The sequence below is a fragment of the Bacillus sp. B25(2016b) genome, assembly GCF_001679765.1.
GTDB classification, from domain to species: Bacteria; Bacillota; Bacilli; order Bacillales; family Bacillaceae_G; genus Bacillus_A; species Bacillus_A thuringiensis_K.
Map to the genome: position 1 here is coordinate 4,797,582 of NZ_CP016285.1, position 16,891 is coordinate 4,814,472.

The following is a 16,891-nucleotide window of genomic DNA, read 5'->3' on the forward strand; positions in this document are numbered from 1 at the left end:
GTGAATCCATTCCGCCACAAATTTGTTATAATCTTCACAAATATTCCACACTCATTATCCATTCTCCGTACTATAATCATGTATGGAAAAGGAGTTGGACATAATGACACAAAGCGCACCAGAATTTAAAGTTTTGCAAAGCATTGCATTCCTTGCTGTCGTTTTGCAAAGTTCGTTATTATATACAATGAATCAAGGAAATGTCTTACTTGAGCAATCTCTCATTATGGGCATGCTATTTAACCTTGCAAAATTTTCGGCACCTGCATTCATATTTATCGTTGGATTTCATTTAATTCGTCACTATACAAAGCAATTAGTATACAAAGAATATATTTCTGAAAAAGCCGCACATTTACTCATTCCTTATTTCTTCTGGTCTATTCTTTACTTATTAACAACAAACGATATGATCACATTACAAGGCGGAATAAAAAGTGTATTACTCGGAACAGCCGCACCCCATCTTTGGTACGTAATTATGATGTTCCAAATTCACTTATTGTTCCCTTTGCTGTGCACACTATTTTATTGGTTTCAAAAACGAACAGAAAATAAAAAAGACATATATAAATATATGACCATCTTTGCTTGCCTATATTTCCTCTTAATGTGGTATTCTTCGCACTACATTTTTAATGGAGAGAAATTGACTAGCTCAACCATTTTACATTATACAGATCGTTCCTTCTTCTTCTACTCGTTCTATTTCGTCATGGGAGGAATCGCTGCTGTAGCACTAAAAACGTGGCGGCTATTCGTCATGAAACATATCCCGCTTATCACAATATTATTTTTCATCTTATTTTTATTCATCAATTATGAGTTGTTTAGTTTTTACGGAGCAAACTCTATTCATTTAACTGTTTCTACCTATTTAAAACCATCTATGTTTTTATATATCGTATGCGAAATTATCATACTGTATGTGTTATCTATTATGATAGTACAGCGTCGTGGTTTCTTATATAAAACGTTACGTTTCATTGGAAATTACACGTATGGTGCTTATTTAGCTCATTTATTCTTCTTGCAACTATGCACAAAACTTCTTTCCTTATTCACGCTGCAAGAAAATACTATATTATATAGCCTATTACTATTTGTATTAACGGCCATTACCTCTATTTCAACAATGGTCATTTGTAGTACAATACCATTTCACACTTGGATTACAGGTCCTTCTCCTACAACTAAGATGAAATGGACGAAGGTTGTATTCCGAAAAAATCATAGAAAACTATTCAAACCATATATTTGATATAATAATACGCATATAAAAAAGAAAGCGAGAGACACCTATGATTAATCAAGTTGGACAAATTATGCTATATGTAAATGACCAAGACGAAACAGTACAATTTTGGATAGAAAAAGTAGGATTCCAAATCATTGCGGATGAAAATAACGGAAACGGATTCCGCTGGATTGAAATTGCGCCGGCGAAAGAAGCAGGAACAAGCATCGTCCTTCACGATAAAGCGTTAATTGCGAAGATGCAACCTGAATTAAACTTAGGTACTCCTTCACTTATGTTCTTCTCTAATAACTTAGATCAACTGTATAAAGATCTTTCTGAGAAAAATGTCACAGTTGGACAGATTGTAGATTTACCTACTGGCAGAGCATTTAACTTTGCTGATAATGAAAATAATTACTTTGCAGTAATGGAACGTAAATAAAAAAGAAGCTATCTGAAAAAATCGGATAGCTTCTTTCATTTTAAGAAACTTGTTCTGCATTCGTTTCTCTATGCTGTATATGACTCGTGACCCAAGCAATGCCACCGGCAACAACGAGATAACATAACAATATTAAAATTTGCATTTGTAATTGCGACCAATCTCCTAAAGAGATAACATCTTGTAATCCTCTAAGAGAATGGGACATTGGGAGAAACTGTCCAATTTTGCTAAGAACAGCTATGTTTAATTCTCCTGGGAAAGTACCTCCGCTCGTCGCTAATTGCAGGACAAGAAGCGTTACCGCTAAGAACTTTCCAACAAGACCAAATACTGTGACTAACATAAGAATAAATGTCATGAACGTAAAGGAAATCACAATACTTGATAAAACAAAAAGTGGCACACTTGCGACTTCTAATTTCATAACACCTAGCACAACTACATCTACGAGTAGCGCTTGAATAAGTCCAATTAAATATACCAATCCTAGTTTATTAATAAAATGTACGGTTCCACTTACCTTCATATTTTGTCTGCGGCCAAGCGGTAAAATATTCGATGCCATAATTCCGCCAACATAAAATGCAAGTGATAAGAAATATGGTGCAATGCCTGAACCGTAGTTAGGAACGTCAGAAACTGTTGACTTCACTAACTGAACTGGCTCTGAGAACATCGTATTGCGTGCATCATCATTACGAACATCCGCTATCTTCTCTGCGCCCTCTCCTAATTTCGTAGAAAGTTCTTTCGCACCATCGTCAAGTTTAACAAGTCCGTTCGTTAACTGATTAGCACCATGATTCAGCTCTGTTCCGCCACTCGCAAGTTGATTGACACCTTCTTGTAATGATGTAAATCCATTTCCCCACTTCGTAAATCCATTAGCCAAATTCGATGCACCATCTGCTATCTTTTTCGTTCCAGCAGTAGCTTCATTTAACTTAACTCCGAATGTATTCATACCTTCTTCAATCTTATGTTGACCGTCAGTAAGCTTCTTCGCACCTTGTGTCAATTGTTGTTGGCTATTATTTAAAGTACTTGTTGCTTTAGCTAGTCCATTAGACGTAGCAACAATTTTTTGAAAAGCGGGATCTTGCTGCACTTCTGGATGATTTTTCACGTACTCTTCTAATTGTTGTTTTATACTATTAGCCGCACCATCCGCTTTTACTTGGCCTTCAGCAAGCTTCTCACTTCCGCTCACCCATTCATTTGTACCAGCACTTAATTCACTAACTCCTGATTGTAACGTTTTTTCACCTTGTGCTAATAACTCCATACCACTATGAAGTGATGTCGCTCCTTGACTCAGCTCATTTGCTCCCCCCGTTAAGGCAGATTGACTGGATGCAAGTTTTTCACTTCCTTCTTTCAATTTCGATGTCCCACTACTTAAACGATCAATACCATCCGCAAGCTGATTCGCTCCATTTTTTGCATCGGTCGTTCCTTCATGTAACTTCTCAGCACCATTACTTGCATCACTCAATCCTTGTGCCAAATCTTGAAACTTTGAAAAGACGCCTTCTGTATAAGATTTCGTAATACTGTTTGAGATTTTTGTTTTCATATTTTCAACAGCTGTCGTTCCAATTTGAGCCGCTACAAAGTTTTTCCCTGGATTTACTTTGTACTGCAACGTTGCCGGCTCTGGTTTCTCATCCATAAGTGTACTTACCTTTTTAGAGAAATCTTCCGGAATCGTAACAACCATATAATATTTATCTTCTTTTAACCCTTCATCAGCATTTTTTCCTGATACGAAATAAAAAGCCAATTCCTTATTCTCTTTTAAATTTTTAACAAAATCGTCTCCTGCATGAATTGTTTTTTCATCCATCACAGCACCCTTATCTAAATTCACAACCGCAACAGGTAATTTATCTAATTTTCCATACGGATCCCAATATCCAGCCAAGAAGAATCCTGAATAAATTAACGGAACGATTAATAAAAAAATTAAAGCGATACGTCCATGTTTATGGTGCCACATCGCTTTCCAATCTTTAAATATAAGTTGAATTCCTTTCATGAAACATACTCCTTCTCCTAATTTCACACCATTACAATGGTTTAACAGATTTACTATACACGTCACTTTCCATACTGTATAATACATCTTTAATTATCAATTCATTCCTTTTGGTCTATAGAAAGGAGATTCGAAATGGAACTGCTCCAGTTAAAATACTTTCAGACAGTTGCACGACTAGAACATATGACAAAGGCAGCTGAAGAATTGCATATCGCGCAACCTTCACTCAGCAAAACAATCGCTAGACTCGAAAAGGATTTAGGCGTCCCTTTATTTGATCGCCAAGGCCGACAGATTACTTTAAATTCTTTCGGAAAAGTATTTTTAAAACGGGTAGAACGTATTTTTCATGAATTAAGTGAAGGGGAACGAGAAATTAAAGATTTAGCCGAATTACAACAAAGCTCTATTACACTGGCCGTTTCTATTCCGAGAATATTACCAGAACTACTTGGCTCTTTTTTACTAGAACATCCTAACGTTCGATTCCAACAATTTCTTGCATCCACTCCTTCTATGAAACGACAACTAGATAATATAGAAATTGACTTTTGTATCTCCTCTGTACCAATTGAAGGTGAGGAGATTGTTTGGGAACCACTTATTACAGAAGAAATTTTCTTAGTTGTCCCTTCAGACCATCGTTTATCAAGCCGAGAAAATATCCACCTGCATGAAGTAAAAGACGAACCATTTATTAGTATGAACACTGGCTATGGATTTCGGCACTTAACAGATGCATTTTGTAAAGAAGCTGGTTTCACTCCGCATATTGCTTTTGAAGTAGATGAACCGACCGTGATTAGCGACCTCATTAAGCAAGGTCTCGGCATCGCTTTTGTTCCAAGTTTAACTTTATTAAAAAACTCTGCTTTAGCATCAAGCAAATTGCGTATTATTGAACCCACTTGTCAGCGAACTATCGGTTTAAGTTGGTCGAAAAAACGCTACTTATCAAAAACAGCTCAGCAATTTCGTGAATTCGTGATTGATTACTTCTCCAACATTAGGACGTAAGATTATATCAACAAATAAAAGTTGCCACCCTCATATGGTGGCAACTTTTATTGTTCACTCTTTTTTAATTCCATTTCAGCTAAAAGTGGTAGTACATTATCAAAAATATGCGTATTATTATTTTCACCTGTTACATATCCACCGTAATATCTACTAAATACGTTATCATTTCGGAATGTGGCCATATGATCATACAATTCTTTCGCAAACTTTGTATCACCTGTTTGTAGTACGTACAAAATCGTTAATCCGTATGCGGCTGGCGATTCATAATTCACAGTTTGTTTTCCCGTTTCTAAATTGTAACGACCGTATAGCTTTCCATCCTCCTGGAATTTCTTCTTTATAAATTCTAAATAAGCAGCTGATGAAAGACCACCTAAACTTCGATGATATGCAACGTACGATTGGTCAATAAGATTCACTTCTTTATCGTACGTAAATGTACCATCTTCTTTATACTCTTTCGGGAATGCCCAGCCATGCCTTGGATAATCCGCTAAAAATTGAACGACTTTCTGATATTGCTGAGCAGAAACTTTGCCGTACTTCTTCATATAGGAGAATGCACGCGGATTTATGTATGATGTTGTTACAAAATTATTTTGTTTCCCTGCATCTGCATCATAATAATCAACATAATAATTATCTTTTTTATTATAACGAAGTACAGCATCACTTAATTGATCGGCAACGTTTTTATAACGCTCTTCCTTATATATTTCATAAGCACGATATAATTGTTCTATAATACGAAGATCATCTATAAGTGCATTTGTAGCTGACTGCCTCTCTCCCTTTTCAGAGAGTTTCCATAAAACGATATGATTCTTATATACGAAATTATCTTGAATAACCTTTACTTGCTCATCAAATAACGCCTGATCATCTTTATCAAGTGTATATTGTAACCATAATCCCGCCGATTCTGATAAAGCTTCACGTCCCTTAGCTTCACCCGTACCTGCCTTAGTATCTACTAAACGATACGTGGCAAGCGTTCCATTGTCATTCACCATATGTCTTAAAATAAAATTTTCTGTACGGTTTCCTTGTAAAGCTGACCAAAATACAATTCCACCTAAAGCGATTAAGAAGATAACCCCAATCCCTATATATAAACGTTTCCGCAATCTTTTCACCTCCCTAGTAAGGCTAACCTTAATTTTATCAGAACATACATAAATTTAAAAAAGACAATCTATTAGATTGTCTCCCGCATTTCTACCCCTCGCAAACCCCTTTAGAAGGTTTATATAGCGATTGTACAAGTCGATCATATTCACGACGTGTAATCTCTTTATTATATAACTTCAATAATAAATCTCTATGCTCTTTTGAAAATGCCATCTTTTTAATGACTTCAGGATACATAAAACACCCTCTCCATTTCACATAAACTTCTTTTCCGAAAAACAGAACTTATGTTCGCATAAAAGATTATAAAAGATTCCTGCGCAAAAAACAAACAAAATATAAGCAACTACTTATTTCTTTCTATTCAAAATATTACAACATTATATTATCATATTCACTTTTTAAATACATATATATTTTTGGTAGTTTTTTTGAATAAATCTTCCAATTCAATCAGAAAATAATGGCAAAAAAGAAGAGGAGTTTACATATGGATACGGTAACATTAGCAAGAGCATTTTTTGGTTCTTCATTAGCATTCCACATTATCTTTGCAACACTTGGCGTTGGACTTTCATTGATGATTTTTATAAGCGAAATACTCTATCACTGGAAGAAAGACTCCGACTATGCCATTATGGCGAAAAGATGGACAAAGGCGTTTGCTATTCTTCTCGGTGTAGCAATTCCAACTGGAACAATTGTCGGTGTGCAAATCTCACTTCTTTGGCCTGGTTTTGCCAAAATTGTTGGACAAGTTATTTCTGTTCCCTTCCAAATTGAGATTTTCGCCTTCTTTTTGGAGGCTTTATTCATGTCGATTTACGTATATGCAGCCGATAAACTTCCTCCATTTATGAGATTAATCTCGCTATTTTTCGTCATGCTTGGTGCCACGGCATCCGCCGTTCTTATTACATCAGCAAATACATGGATGAATACACCAGCAGGTTTTTCAATGAATCCAGACGGATCTGTTTTTAACGTTGATCCGTGGAAAGCTTTCTTTAATCCGAGTTTTGGCACAAGTGCATTCCATGTCGTTATTACGGCTTATGCAACTGGTGCGGCTGTCATTGCTTCTATCGCTGGATTTAAATTATTGAAGAAAAATTTAAGTACACGTGAAATTGCTTATCATAAAAAAGGGCTACTATTAGGGCTTGTCGTTACATTTATTACAGGCGCTACGATGTGGCTTTCAGGACATGAATCAGCGATTGCCTTACATAAACACTCACCTGAAAAACTTGCATCTGCTGAAGCTTTATTTGAAACGACATCACACGCACCGTTATCCATTGGCGGAGTTGTGGATCCTAATACACTTGAACTAAACTATGCACTTGAAATTCCAAACATGCTTAGCTTATTAGTGGGACTAGACCCTAGCACTGTCGTAAAAGGTCTAAACGAATTTCCACAAGAAACATGGCCACCATTTTATACACATACTCTTTTCAACTTAATGGTCGGCACTGCTGCGTTTACCTTTGCTGTTGCAGCAATTGCGCTCTTATATTGGTACTTCGTTTACCGAAAAAAAGGAACAGAACTACCGAAGTGGCTACTTTGGGGGACTGCCGCATGCGGACCAATTATGATGCTCGGTATTGAATTCGGATGGATTTTCAGTTGTAGCGGTCGTCAGCCATGGACAATTTATGGTATGCAACGTACAGTCGATGCATCTACACGCGCTGATTTCGTCGGTCCTTTATTTGTTTTGTTCATCATTTTATATATTGGACTCGCTATTTTAACAGTCATTGTTCTACGGACATTCTTTAGAAGACATCCATTAAAGAATGATTTACAACACCAAGGAGGCGATTCTCGTGCATGAGGAAAGTATTGCAATCATCATCTTATGGGCCCTTATTTTCGTATACAGTATATTAGGGTCTATCGATTTTGGAGCTGGTTTTTGGGGCATGGTATACGCAAAACATCCAACGCTCGCTGCCAAACTTGCGAATCGGTACTTATCACCAACTTGGGAAGTAACAAATACGTTTCTCGTTTTCGTCGTTGTCGCATTTCTCGGCTTCTTTCCGAAAGCGGCCTTTACTCTTGCGACAGTAATGTTCGTACCAGTTATGTTAATTTTAGTGCTCATTGCAGTACGTAGTACATTTATGGTATTTGCTTACTCCTTGCCAAAATATCAATACCTTCTTCGGGTTATTTCAGGTATTACCGGTCTATTAATTCCAGCACTATTAATTACCGTTTTACCCGTTACAGAGGGAGCCTATATTACAATGTCTGAAGGAAAAGAAGTACTCCTATATGGAAAACTTCTTTCTAGCCCGGTTATTTACTGTTATATGCTCTTCGGACTAACGTCTGAACTATTTCTCTCCTCTCTCTTTCTTGCTGATTTTTCGAGAGAACAAAGTTCAGAAGATACGTATAGAATTTATAGAAGAAATGCCATCATCCTTGGTCCTGCAACGCTCATCACGGCAATTATTGCCCTCGTTGTAATGGATCCAGAAACACATTGGCTTATGCAAGGATTAATAAAGCAATTCCCGTGGTTTACAGTTTCTATTGTTTTATTCGTTATCGGATACTCGTCCCTTTGGTGGACAAACAAAAAGTACAATACACTAGGATACCCTCGCATTGCCGTTTTAGCTGTCGTCGCTCAATATGCATTTGCAAGCTATGCTTACGGGGTCGCGCATTTACCGTATATTATTTATCCTGACGTAACTGTATTTACAAGCTTTACAACGAAAGAAACGTTCTATGCACTGCTCATTCTATACGCAATTGGAATCGCAATTTTACTACCTGGATTTATTTTCTTCTGGAATTTATTCTTAAAAGATCGTACTTTTTTGAAGGAAAAATAATATAACCTTGGAGTCTGTTCCAAAAGGCATTTTGGGATAGACTCCTTTTGTCATGTTTTGTCGTTAAATCGATATATTTTAATAACCGCTAATATATTTTGAGTTGCGCCGATATATTTCAATAATCGCTGATATATTTCAATAATCGCTGATATATTTTAAGTTGCGCCAATACATCTCCATAATCGCCCATATAAATCTCATTTACTACCTTACTGCCCAATCAATTTATAGACTCCTATCACAATAGTTATTTCACTACTAATGACACTTGTCCTTTAGCTTGAAAAACACATATTCGCTTCATCTCGTTATACGTCTAGTTCTTCTTATTTTTTGCTGAATATACTACCAATATAAACTTGAGACAAGCTACATCTGTTTAAGGGAAAATAGAAAGGTAGGCAAAATATGAGCATTGAAATATGGATTACTATTATTGTATTTTTCTTAACAATGATTGTTATCTTTTGGCGGCCTCGAGGTTTAAATGAGGCGTGGCCAGCGGCAATCGGTGCTGGCATTATCCTAATTACTGGACTTGTGTCAAAACCAGACGTCATAGATATTGTTAGTAAAATAGGAGGAGCCTCCATAACAATATTAGCGACCATAGTTATGGCAGTTATATTAGAAAGCTTCGGCTTCTTCCATTGGTCCGCAGCGAAACTGGCAAATCTAGCGAAAGGTTCTGGCCGCCGTCTATACTGGTATATTCAATTATTATGTTTTCTTATGACTCTTTTATTTAATAACGACGGCAGTATTTTAATTACAACTCCCATTTTAATTCTCCTTCTAAAAAACCTTCAATTAAAACCACACCAACAAATTCCTTATTTATTAAGTGGCGCTTTAATCGCTACTGCGTCTAGTGCACCAATTGGTGTAAGTAATATCGTAAACTTAATTGCATTAAATATCGTTAATATGACTCTTTATATGCATACCGCTATGATGTTTGTACCTGCAACACTAGGCTTATTATTTATGTCATGGCTCATGTATACAGTTTTGAAGAAAAAACTTCCGAAAAAATTACCTGTTTCTTCATATGATATTGAAGAAATTTTCTTCACGAAAAACTTCCATCCACTAAAAGGAAATAATTCTGTTGATACGAAACAAAAACGGACAAGATTCATGTTAAAAGTATTAGGCTTCGTCTTCCTTATGCGCTGCCTTCTATTCGTTGCATCCTTCTTATCCATCCCAATTGAAATCGTTGCGGTACTTGGTTCACTCGTTCTTCTCATTTGGAGATGGTACTACTTACGAACAAATCCTGTCGACATTCTGAAAAAAACACCGTGGCACATTTTAATTTTCGCCTTCTCTATGTACGTCATTATTTACGGACTCCACAACGCAGGATTAACAGCTGCACTTGTACAATGGCTCGAGCCAGTTGTGAATCAGCATCTACTTTATGCTAGCTTTGCGATGGACGGACTTGTATCCATCCTCTCTAACGTCTTCAATAACCATCCTGCCCTTATGATTGGTACAATCACATTAACAGAAATGGGATTAGATCCAGTCACATTAAAAACAATCTATCTTGCAAACATCATTGGTAGTGACATCGGTTCACTATTACTACCAATTGGTACACTAGCTTCACTCATTTGGATGTATATTCTGAAACAAAACAAAATTAAAGTAAAATGGAAAGACTATTTAAGTGTATCCCTTATCGTTATCCCGCTCACAACAGTCGTCACACTATTCCTCTTATTCTACTGGGTACATCTCTTCTTTGCCCTCTAAACAACAGAAGCCCCATTTTGCTACCGTCTTAGCAAATGGGGCTTCTTCTATAATAAAGTTAGGTACTACAGTGTGATCAATCAAGTAAAGAGGTGTAACGTGTTATTGATATAAATGACTACCAGCTTCTTTAAATTCTTCTGCTTTCTCTTTCATTCCTTTTTCAATTGCTTCTGTCGTTTCTAAATCATTTTCTTTTGCATATTCACGAATATCATGTGAAATTCTCATACTACAAAACTTCGGTCCACACATTGAACAGAAGTGAGCTGTCTTTGCCCCTTCTGCAGGCAACGTTTCATCGTGATATTCCATCGCACGTTCAGGATCTAAAGATAAATTAAATTGATCGCGCCAACGGAATTCGAAGCGTGCTTTTGAAAGTGCATCATCACGCTGATGAGCCGTTTTATGTCCTTTCGCAAGATCAGCCGCATGCGCTGCAATTTTGTACGTAATAACACCCGTGCGTACATCATCTTTGTTTGGCAAACCTAAATGTTCTTTCGGCGTTACATAACAAAGCATCGCCGTTCCAAACCAGCCAATCATCGCAGCTCCAATCGCTGATGTAATATGGTCATAACCTGGTGCAATATCTGTCGTTAACGGCCCAAGTGTGTAAAACGGCGCGCCCTGACAAATATCAAGCTCTTTCTCCATATTCTCTTTAATTAAGTGCATCGGTACATGTCCAGGTCCTTCGATCATAACTTGCACATCATGTTTCCAAGCAATTTTGGTTAATTCACCAAGTGTTTCAAGCTCAGAAAACTGTGCTTCGTCATTTGCATCTGCAATAGACCCTGGACGTAATCCATCTCCAAGAGAGAACGAAACATCGTACTGCTTCATAATTTCACAAATCTCTTCAAAGTGAGTATATAGGAAGTTTTCTTTATGATGGAATAAACACCACTGTGCCATAATCGAACCACCACGTGAAACGATACCTGTCGTACGCTTTGCCGTGATTGGAATGTAACGAAGCAATACACCAGCGTGAATCGTAAAGTAATCAACGCCTTGCTCCGCCTGCTCAATTAACGTATCACGATATACTTCCCACGTTAAATCTTCTGCAATTCCGTTTACTTTTTCCAGCGCTTGATAGATTGGTACAGTTCCAACTGGTACAGGTGCGTTACGAATAATCCACTCACGCGTCGTATGAATATTTTTACCTGTAGATAAATCCATAATCGTATCTGCACCCCAGCGCGTTGCCCACGTCATTTTCTCTACTTCTTCTGCAATCGAAGAAGATACAGCTGAGTTTCCGATATTCGCGTTTACCTTCACATGGAAGTTACGCCCGATGATCATCGGTTCAGCTTCTGGATGATTAATATTCGCCGGTAAAATAGCGCGGCCTTCTGCGATTTCCTTACGAACAAACTCCGGCTCTACCCCTTCACGAATCGCAACGTATTCCATCTCAGACGTAATAATGCCATTACGTGCATAGTGCATTTGCGTAACATTTGCACCTTCCTTTGCTCTAAGCGGCTTACGATCCATTTGCGGGAAAACAGGTGTATGTTTCGAAGCCACTTTCACACCGTCATCCTCTGGTTTCACTTCACGCCCTTCGTATGCTTCTACATCACCACGCCCCATAATCCAAGAGTGGCGCGGCGTTGGAATACCTTTTTCCAACTCGACCTTATACGCAGGATCTGTATAAGGACCGCTCGTATCATACACACGAATTGGCGGATTTGGAACGCCATTCGTTTCGCTTTGTTCAATCTCACGCATCGGGACTTTCATACCTTCTCGTGATCCATCCACATATACTTTCTTACTCCCTGGTAAACTCGATTTCAATTCAATTTGCTCAGCTGAAACAGATTGTTTCATAAACTTTATTGCCCCCCTGTTCGTGACAAGGACGAGATATGGCCAGCGCATGCCAAAATAAAAAGAGCCAGGTCCATAGAAAAATAAGGACCTGGCTCATAAAGACATCATTATGTAAAGCCGTTAACTTCCCTACGCTGGTACGAGCCAGATCAGGTCCAAAGGGTTAAGAAGTTCACGCGCTTCTCTCTCAGCCTACGCATACGTTAGGCACCCCTAGTTTATCACTGATTTAATTTTCAATACTTTCCCATCATACACCATAATCTGAAAAATTCAAAGTTTATTTCTTTTATTGTTTATGGAATCATCCACGTTATACGATGCTTTTAAACCGTTATAACAGGAGACAACATCTTTACCCCTTATTGTTACAGGATTCTTGGCGTTCAATACCCTTTCTAAACTGTTCCATTAGGATACAAAATTGCGACGTTCTGCCCCAATTCTGCCCCATAATTTAATCGATATAACACCACATAAAAAAGAAAGTATTTACATTCGTTAAATAACGATGTTAAAATTTTGTAATGTTGAATTTTAACAATTTTAACCTATTCATATAAAATTTTGATTAGTTTTTTGGAGGTTCTAAATGAGAACATTAGGTATAAGGGTTGCCCCAAAATGCATATATTTTTCCGTTATTGAATCAAATGTTGCAATAAATATCTTAACAGTTGATAGCATACATGTACCTAAAGCTTTAGATGTACCAAGGTCCCTTTCTTTTATTCGTACTACAATTATCTCTATTATACAAGAGTATGGCATTACAAAAGCTGGTATGAAAGTATACGAGGGAAATGCACAAAAGACAACTCCTTTCCGCTTAAATATAGAAGGTGTAATACTGGAACTTTTAGCTAATTCTTCAGTTGAAAATTACTTTGAAGGGTATATCAGCTCGATTGCCAAAAGATTAGAATCGAAACCTCAAGAAATAAAGGCTGTACTTGATGGTGAACAAAATCCTTTGGAAATACCAAATTGGTTTCAATATAAAAAAGAACAAAGAGAAGCCATTTTAACAGGCCTTGCCACTTTGTTTTAAAAAGCAGGTGAATTGATTGTCATTATTAGTAACAACAAAACTTAATTTTAAACAGATAAAAGAAATTGGACAGGAAGGAAAGAATTCCAATGTTCATCTCGTACACGACCCACAATTAAACGCTGAATTGGTTGTAAAACGAATAAAGAAAGATAGTATGAGAGTAGATGAATACTTTAAAGAAGCTCACATTTTGTATAACTATCCACACCCTAATATTGTTGAAATCAATTATGCTTCATCAGAAGAAGATCATGTGTATATTGCTATGCCACATTATAAGAATGGATCTATCAATTCTCTTATGAAGCAAAAATCTTTAACCGTTCGTGAGATTATTCAATATTCTTTAGACTTTTTATTAGGTCTACATTTCATTCATACACAAGGTCTTATCCATTTTGATGTAAAACCTACTAACATATTAATCAATGACTCCAATCGAGCCTTAATAACCGACTTTGGATTAGCCAAATATATTGATATTGATGCTACTGCTAGTCCTGAAATGACATATATGCCACAGCAAACACCTGAATCCATAACGCAGCAAGATCTGACTCTTCACGCTGATATATACCAATCAGGCATTACCTTATATAGAATGTGCAATGGTAATAGTGTGTTCAGACAACAACTAACTCAATATCACTCTATGGATGCATTTGATGATGCTGTAAAAAAAGGAACTTTTCCAAATCGAAAATTTTACTTACCACATATACCAAAGTCACTTACCAAAGTTATTAATGATATGATGGAGCCGGATCCAGACAAAAGACCACAAAATCTTCTCATAACAATAAATGCTTTATCAAAAATTGACAAAAATTTAGATTGGGAATACACTATTGATAACAAATCAAGAACAGAAGTTTGGTCTCTGGAGAAAGAAAAAACTAAAGATAGTATAATTTTATCCTTTAACGGGCAGGATTGGTTTACTAAAGGCGAGAAAGTATTAAAGACATCTGGTAAAACCCAGCAAATTCACGCTTTTAAACACACAAGCATCACTTCGCAAGCTGAAGCATATAATATAATAGCAAAAATGATTTCTAACCACACGTAATTAATATAAAAGGAGGATTGGTTAAATGAAAAAGATTAGTGTAGGAATCAAAACTGTATCGAGAGAACATTTAGCCAATCCATTCCTTAATGATACTGTTAAAAGTAGATTAAAAGCCAAACAAGCAGTTAACCTTGAAAATAACTCAAAGGTAATCAACTTGGGAAATGGTTACGTAAAACGAATAGTTATAGATAATTCAAAAACACATTAATATTGATAAAAGAGGGTATATTCACTTACCCTCTTTTTGATTTCCCTTCTCACCGATAGTTATTACTTCTTATTTAATTAAATTTGGTATCATAAATTAAAATTATTATTTTATCCGGGGGAAATGATTTTGAGAAGAAGAGATTTATGTTTTATATTTATTTTAATTAACTTAGTCTTATTTTCAATTACTATGACAGGACTATATCTAAACAAACATGTCATAGAATATAGCTTTATAATGGAACAAATATCTTTTGCTTCAAGTATTGTATCAATATTACTAGCAATTATTGCAATTCTTTATGCTTTTGTACAATCCTATCAATCTGGTATCCAAAATCAAGAAACGCAAAATCTCCTTACGTTAATTAGCCATAAAGTTGAAGGTATTAACGTTGTAAAAAATGAAGTAGTAACGTCTAAAACTGAAATAAAAAATGAATTAACAAAAATGCACGCTGTCATTGATAATTCCTATAAACAAATAGACTCACAAAAAGAGACCTCTTATATCAATAAACATGAGGTTTTCAAATCATATATCGATAGTTATTTTAAAAATACAATTGACGAACTAAATTTTGAATCTAAAGATGGGATTAATAAAGATAAAGAATTTCATGTCACTTTAATCCTCAAAGAACTGAAGGATCCCTATTTAAAAACAACAAACTCTTACGATATAGTCGATGAATATCTTACGTATTTTAAAAACAAAACTTCTTTAAGAACCTTTGGATCCAACATATTAGTATTCTCCGATTATTATGGGATGTCTTTTACTTTAAGTTTCCCAGATAATGATCATGCATGGACTCCAAAAAAAGTGAAAGACATGTTAACTGATTATGAGCACAGTAACTTAGAAGTTTTTACCGTTGCCAAGTTAGACTATTAATTTATTTTATAAAATCTAAAGGAACGTTAGCTTATAACGTTCCTTTTCCTATATGCATAAAATCCTTATATAATCTGCCATATCCTTATCATCCATATAAATCAAATTTACTTAACCAATTAAACTATTGTTCTTATCTATTCCTTCCTTTCTGAGCTATCAATCCTTCCAATGAATAAATAATTGAGTTCGTTTGTTTCGTAAATTCAATGTAATACTCCGTAAAAAGGGTGCAGTACTCCATAAAATTGTATGCAGTACTAAATTGCAAAGGTGCAGTATATAAGGACTAATAGACATTTCTAATGTATTAGGTTGAGTTGAGTTTGTTTTGTAAATTCAATAGAATGCTCTATTGGTAACGTTACTATTGCAAAAAGGGGCATTACCTTTGAATCCCGGTAGTATCAACGCTTTATGCCCACTAAACTATATTTGAGTTTGTTTTGTAAACCCAATAGGGCGTTCGGTATTTTCTTTACAAATTGGGAATGTACACCGTAAAATGAATAACATTTAAAACCTTAACATTTCTTAATATCTGCAGCAGATATGTAGTTATATAAAAGTTACTTAACCAGATTTTCGGCTGAGTAACTTTCTTTAATCCGCCGTCAATGACTAATCACCCCAAAGTATAAGGTAGATAATATCGACCTCGCCTTTAAAAACAATAAAGAGTAAAATTGATGCTAGCAGACACAGAGTTATTATGGTCGATTAAACCGACTGTAACCCAATGGCTCAAACCCATCAGGTTTAATTAAATCATTTAAATGTGTATCAAAGTCACTCGTCAAAAACGATGAGTGACACGTATCCTTCAAACGGATAAGAAATTTTATCATTCAGCGCATGTTGTTTATCTGCTATTTATATAAAAAGTTAGCATTTGTGAGCATGTATATAGAAATGTCTGGTTTTGTTAAGCTCTTATATAGGACGGGGCAATTTTGTGCTCTCCTCACGTTATAGATCATTCCAAGTTTAAACGTATCGCTTTTAGAACATACACTTTAGTAAAACTTAGGATTTCTTAGGCCCATACCTATATTTATTTAATAATTGTGGTGGGTTAAATCCACTTTCTTGATAGAGCGGGCAGAACTTTAGTTTTACCTAATACTCCTCATGAGGTATAGCTATAAAACACTATTAAATGTAAGTAAAAATAATATATTTTATTGCTTATATTAAATTTTGAGTTTCGTTAGGTAATAATTGCACTAATTTTATAAAAGAGATAAATTTATAGTAGGTATTATTTTCCTGAA

The 16,891-nt window shown here is 35.9% G+C and carries 14 protein-coding genes and 1 riboswitch; of the genes, 10 read left to right on the forward strand and 4 right to left on the reverse strand.

The genetic code is table 11. The annotated features are described in order from the left end of the window. Nucleotides 1-103: 103 nt before the first annotated feature. Nucleotides 104-1,261: an acyltransferase gene (locus BAQ53_RS24640; protein WP_000194298.1), complete on the forward strand. Its 1,158-nt coding sequence runs from the start codon at nt 104-106 to the stop codon at nt 1,259-1,261. A 40-nt stretch (nt 1,262-1,301) separates the two neighbouring features. Beyond that, nucleotides 1,302-1,682, forward strand: coding sequence for a VOC family protein (locus BAQ53_RS24645; protein ID WP_000610153.1), 381 nt, complete (start codon nt 1,302-1,304; stop codon nt 1,680-1,682). 40 nt (nt 1,683-1,722) lie between these two features. On the opposite strand, the gene BAQ53_RS24650 is transcribed toward BAQ53_RS24645, so the two are convergent. Then, nucleotides 1,723-3,723: a YhgE/Pip domain-containing protein gene (locus tag BAQ53_RS24650; RefSeq protein ID WP_208906334.1), complete on the reverse strand. Its 2,001-nt coding sequence runs from the start codon at nt 3,721-3,723 to the stop codon at nt 1,723-1,725. A gap of 135 nt (nt 3,724-3,858) precedes the next feature. On the opposite strand from BAQ53_RS24650, the gene BAQ53_RS24655 reads away from it, so the two are divergent. Beyond that, nucleotides 3,859-4,743, forward strand: a complete 885-nt coding sequence (locus tag BAQ53_RS24655) for a LysR family transcriptional regulator (protein WP_208906335.1) — start codon at nt 3,859-3,861, stop codon at nt 4,741-4,743. 47 nt (nt 4,744-4,790) lie between these two features. Here BAQ53_RS24655 and BAQ53_RS24660 read toward each other — a convergent pair whose 3' ends face one another. Together BAQ53_RS24660 and BAQ53_RS24665 are read right to left on the reverse strand one after the other, a co-directional pair. After that, nucleotides 4,791-5,876, reverse strand: coding sequence for a transcriptional regulator (locus BAQ53_RS24660; RefSeq protein WP_208906336.1), 1,086 nt, complete (start codon nt 5,874-5,876; stop codon nt 4,791-4,793). Nucleotides 5,877-5,967: 91 nt separating this feature from the next. Next, complete coding sequence (locus tag BAQ53_RS24665; RefSeq protein WP_000283182.1) at nt 5,968-6,117, reverse strand: hypothetical protein; 150 nt, start codon at nt 6,115-6,117, stop codon at nt 5,968-5,970. A gap of 253 nt (nt 6,118-6,370) precedes the next feature. Between BAQ53_RS24665 and cydA the strand changes: the two genes are divergently transcribed. The 3 genes from cydA (at nt 6,371) to BAQ53_RS24680 (ending at nt 10,514) form a co-directional block, all read left to right on the forward strand. Beyond that, complete coding sequence (gene cydA / locus BAQ53_RS24670) at nt 6,371-7,726, forward strand: cytochrome ubiquinol oxidase subunit I (protein WP_046946617.1); 1,356 nt, start codon at nt 6,371-6,373, stop codon at nt 7,724-7,726. Continuing rightward, the gene (locus BAQ53_RS24675) at nt 7,719-8,744 is read left to right on the forward strand and encodes a cytochrome d ubiquinol oxidase subunit II (protein ID WP_208906337.1); all 1,026 of its coding nucleotides are present in this window, start codon (nt 7,719-7,721) and stop codon (nt 8,742-8,744) included. The genes cydA and BAQ53_RS24675 overlap by 8 nt, the downstream gene beginning before the upstream one ends. 411 nt (nt 8,745-9,155) lie before the next feature. Then, a complete protein-coding gene (locus BAQ53_RS24680) occupies nt 9,156-10,514 on the forward strand; it encodes an arsenic transporter (protein ID WP_208906338.1) in 1,359 nt (452 codons plus the stop codon). 102 nt (nt 10,515-10,616) lie between these two features. Here BAQ53_RS24680 and thiC read toward each other — a convergent pair whose 3' ends face one another. Next, nucleotides 10,617-12,377 carry a phosphomethylpyrimidine synthase ThiC gene (thiC, locus tag BAQ53_RS24685; protein ID WP_208906339.1) on the reverse strand — a complete coding sequence of 587 codons (1,761 nt, stop codon included), beginning with the start codon at nt 12,375-12,377 and terminating at the stop codon, nt 10,617-10,619. 112 nt (nt 12,378-12,489) lie between these two features. Next, a riboswitch (TPP riboswitch) is annotated at nt 12,490-12,605 on the reverse strand. A gap of 367 nt (nt 12,606-12,972) precedes the next feature. Between thiC and BAQ53_RS24690 the strand changes: the two genes are divergently transcribed. From BAQ53_RS24690 to BAQ53_RS24705, 4 genes are all read left to right on the forward strand, one after another. Further along, the gene (locus BAQ53_RS24690) at nt 12,973-13,431 is read left to right on the forward strand and encodes a hypothetical protein (RefSeq protein WP_208906340.1); all 459 of its coding nucleotides are present in this window, start codon (nt 12,973-12,975) and stop codon (nt 13,429-13,431) included. A gap of 16 nt (nt 13,432-13,447) precedes the next feature. After that, nucleotides 13,448-14,503: a serine/threonine-protein kinase gene (locus BAQ53_RS24695; protein WP_208906341.1), complete on the forward strand. Its 1,056-nt coding sequence runs from the start codon at nt 13,448-13,450 to the stop codon at nt 14,501-14,503. Between the two features lie 25 nt (nt 14,504-14,528). After that, on the forward strand, nt 14,529-14,717 hold the full coding sequence (locus BAQ53_RS24700; RefSeq protein ID WP_208906342.1) for a hypothetical protein: 189 nt from the start codon (nt 14,529-14,531) through the stop codon (nt 14,715-14,717). A 129-nt stretch (nt 14,718-14,846) separates the two neighbouring features. Continuing rightward, nucleotides 14,847-15,617 carry a hypothetical protein gene (locus tag BAQ53_RS24705; RefSeq protein ID WP_208906343.1) on the forward strand — a complete coding sequence of 257 codons (771 nt, stop codon included), beginning with the start codon at nt 14,847-14,849 and terminating at the stop codon, nt 15,615-15,617. Nucleotides 15,618-16,891 lie beyond the last annotated feature (1,274 nt).

Excerpts from the sequence above, each read along its gene's own strand:
- BAQ53_RS24640 (WP_000194298.1), top strand. The coding sequence starts at position 104 with ATGACACAAAGCGCACCAGAATTTAAAGTTTTGCAAAGCATTGCATTC.
- BAQ53_RS24645 (WP_000610153.1), top strand. The coding sequence starts at position 1,302 with ATGATTAATCAAGTTGGACAAATTATGCTATATGTAAATGACCAAGAC.
- BAQ53_RS24650 (WP_208906334.1), bottom strand. The coding sequence starts at position 3,723 with ATGAAAGGAATTCAACTTATATTTAAAGATTGGAAAGCGATGTGGCAC.
- BAQ53_RS24655 (WP_208906335.1), top strand. The coding sequence starts at position 3,859 with ATGGAACTGCTCCAGTTAAAATACTTTCAGACAGTTGCACGACTAGAA.
- BAQ53_RS24665 (WP_000283182.1), bottom strand. The coding sequence starts at position 6,117 with ATGTATCCTGAAGTCATTAAAAAGATGGCATTTTCAAAAGAGCATAGA.
- cydA (WP_046946617.1), top strand. The coding sequence starts at position 6,371 with ATGGATACGGTAACATTAGCAAGAGCATTTTTTGGTTCTTCATTAGCA.
- BAQ53_RS24680 (WP_208906338.1), top strand. The coding sequence starts at position 9,156 with ATGAGCATTGAAATATGGATTACTATTATTGTATTTTTCTTAACAATG.
- thiC (WP_208906339.1), bottom strand. The coding sequence starts at position 12,377 with ATGAAACAATCTGTTTCAGCTGAGCAAATTGAATTGAAATCGAGTTTA.
- BAQ53_RS24690 (WP_208906340.1), top strand. The coding sequence starts at position 12,973 with ATGAGAACATTAGGTATAAGGGTTGCCCCAAAATGCATATATTTTTCC.
- BAQ53_RS24700 (WP_208906342.1), top strand. The coding sequence starts at position 14,529 with ATGAAAAAGATTAGTGTAGGAATCAAAACTGTATCGAGAGAACATTTA.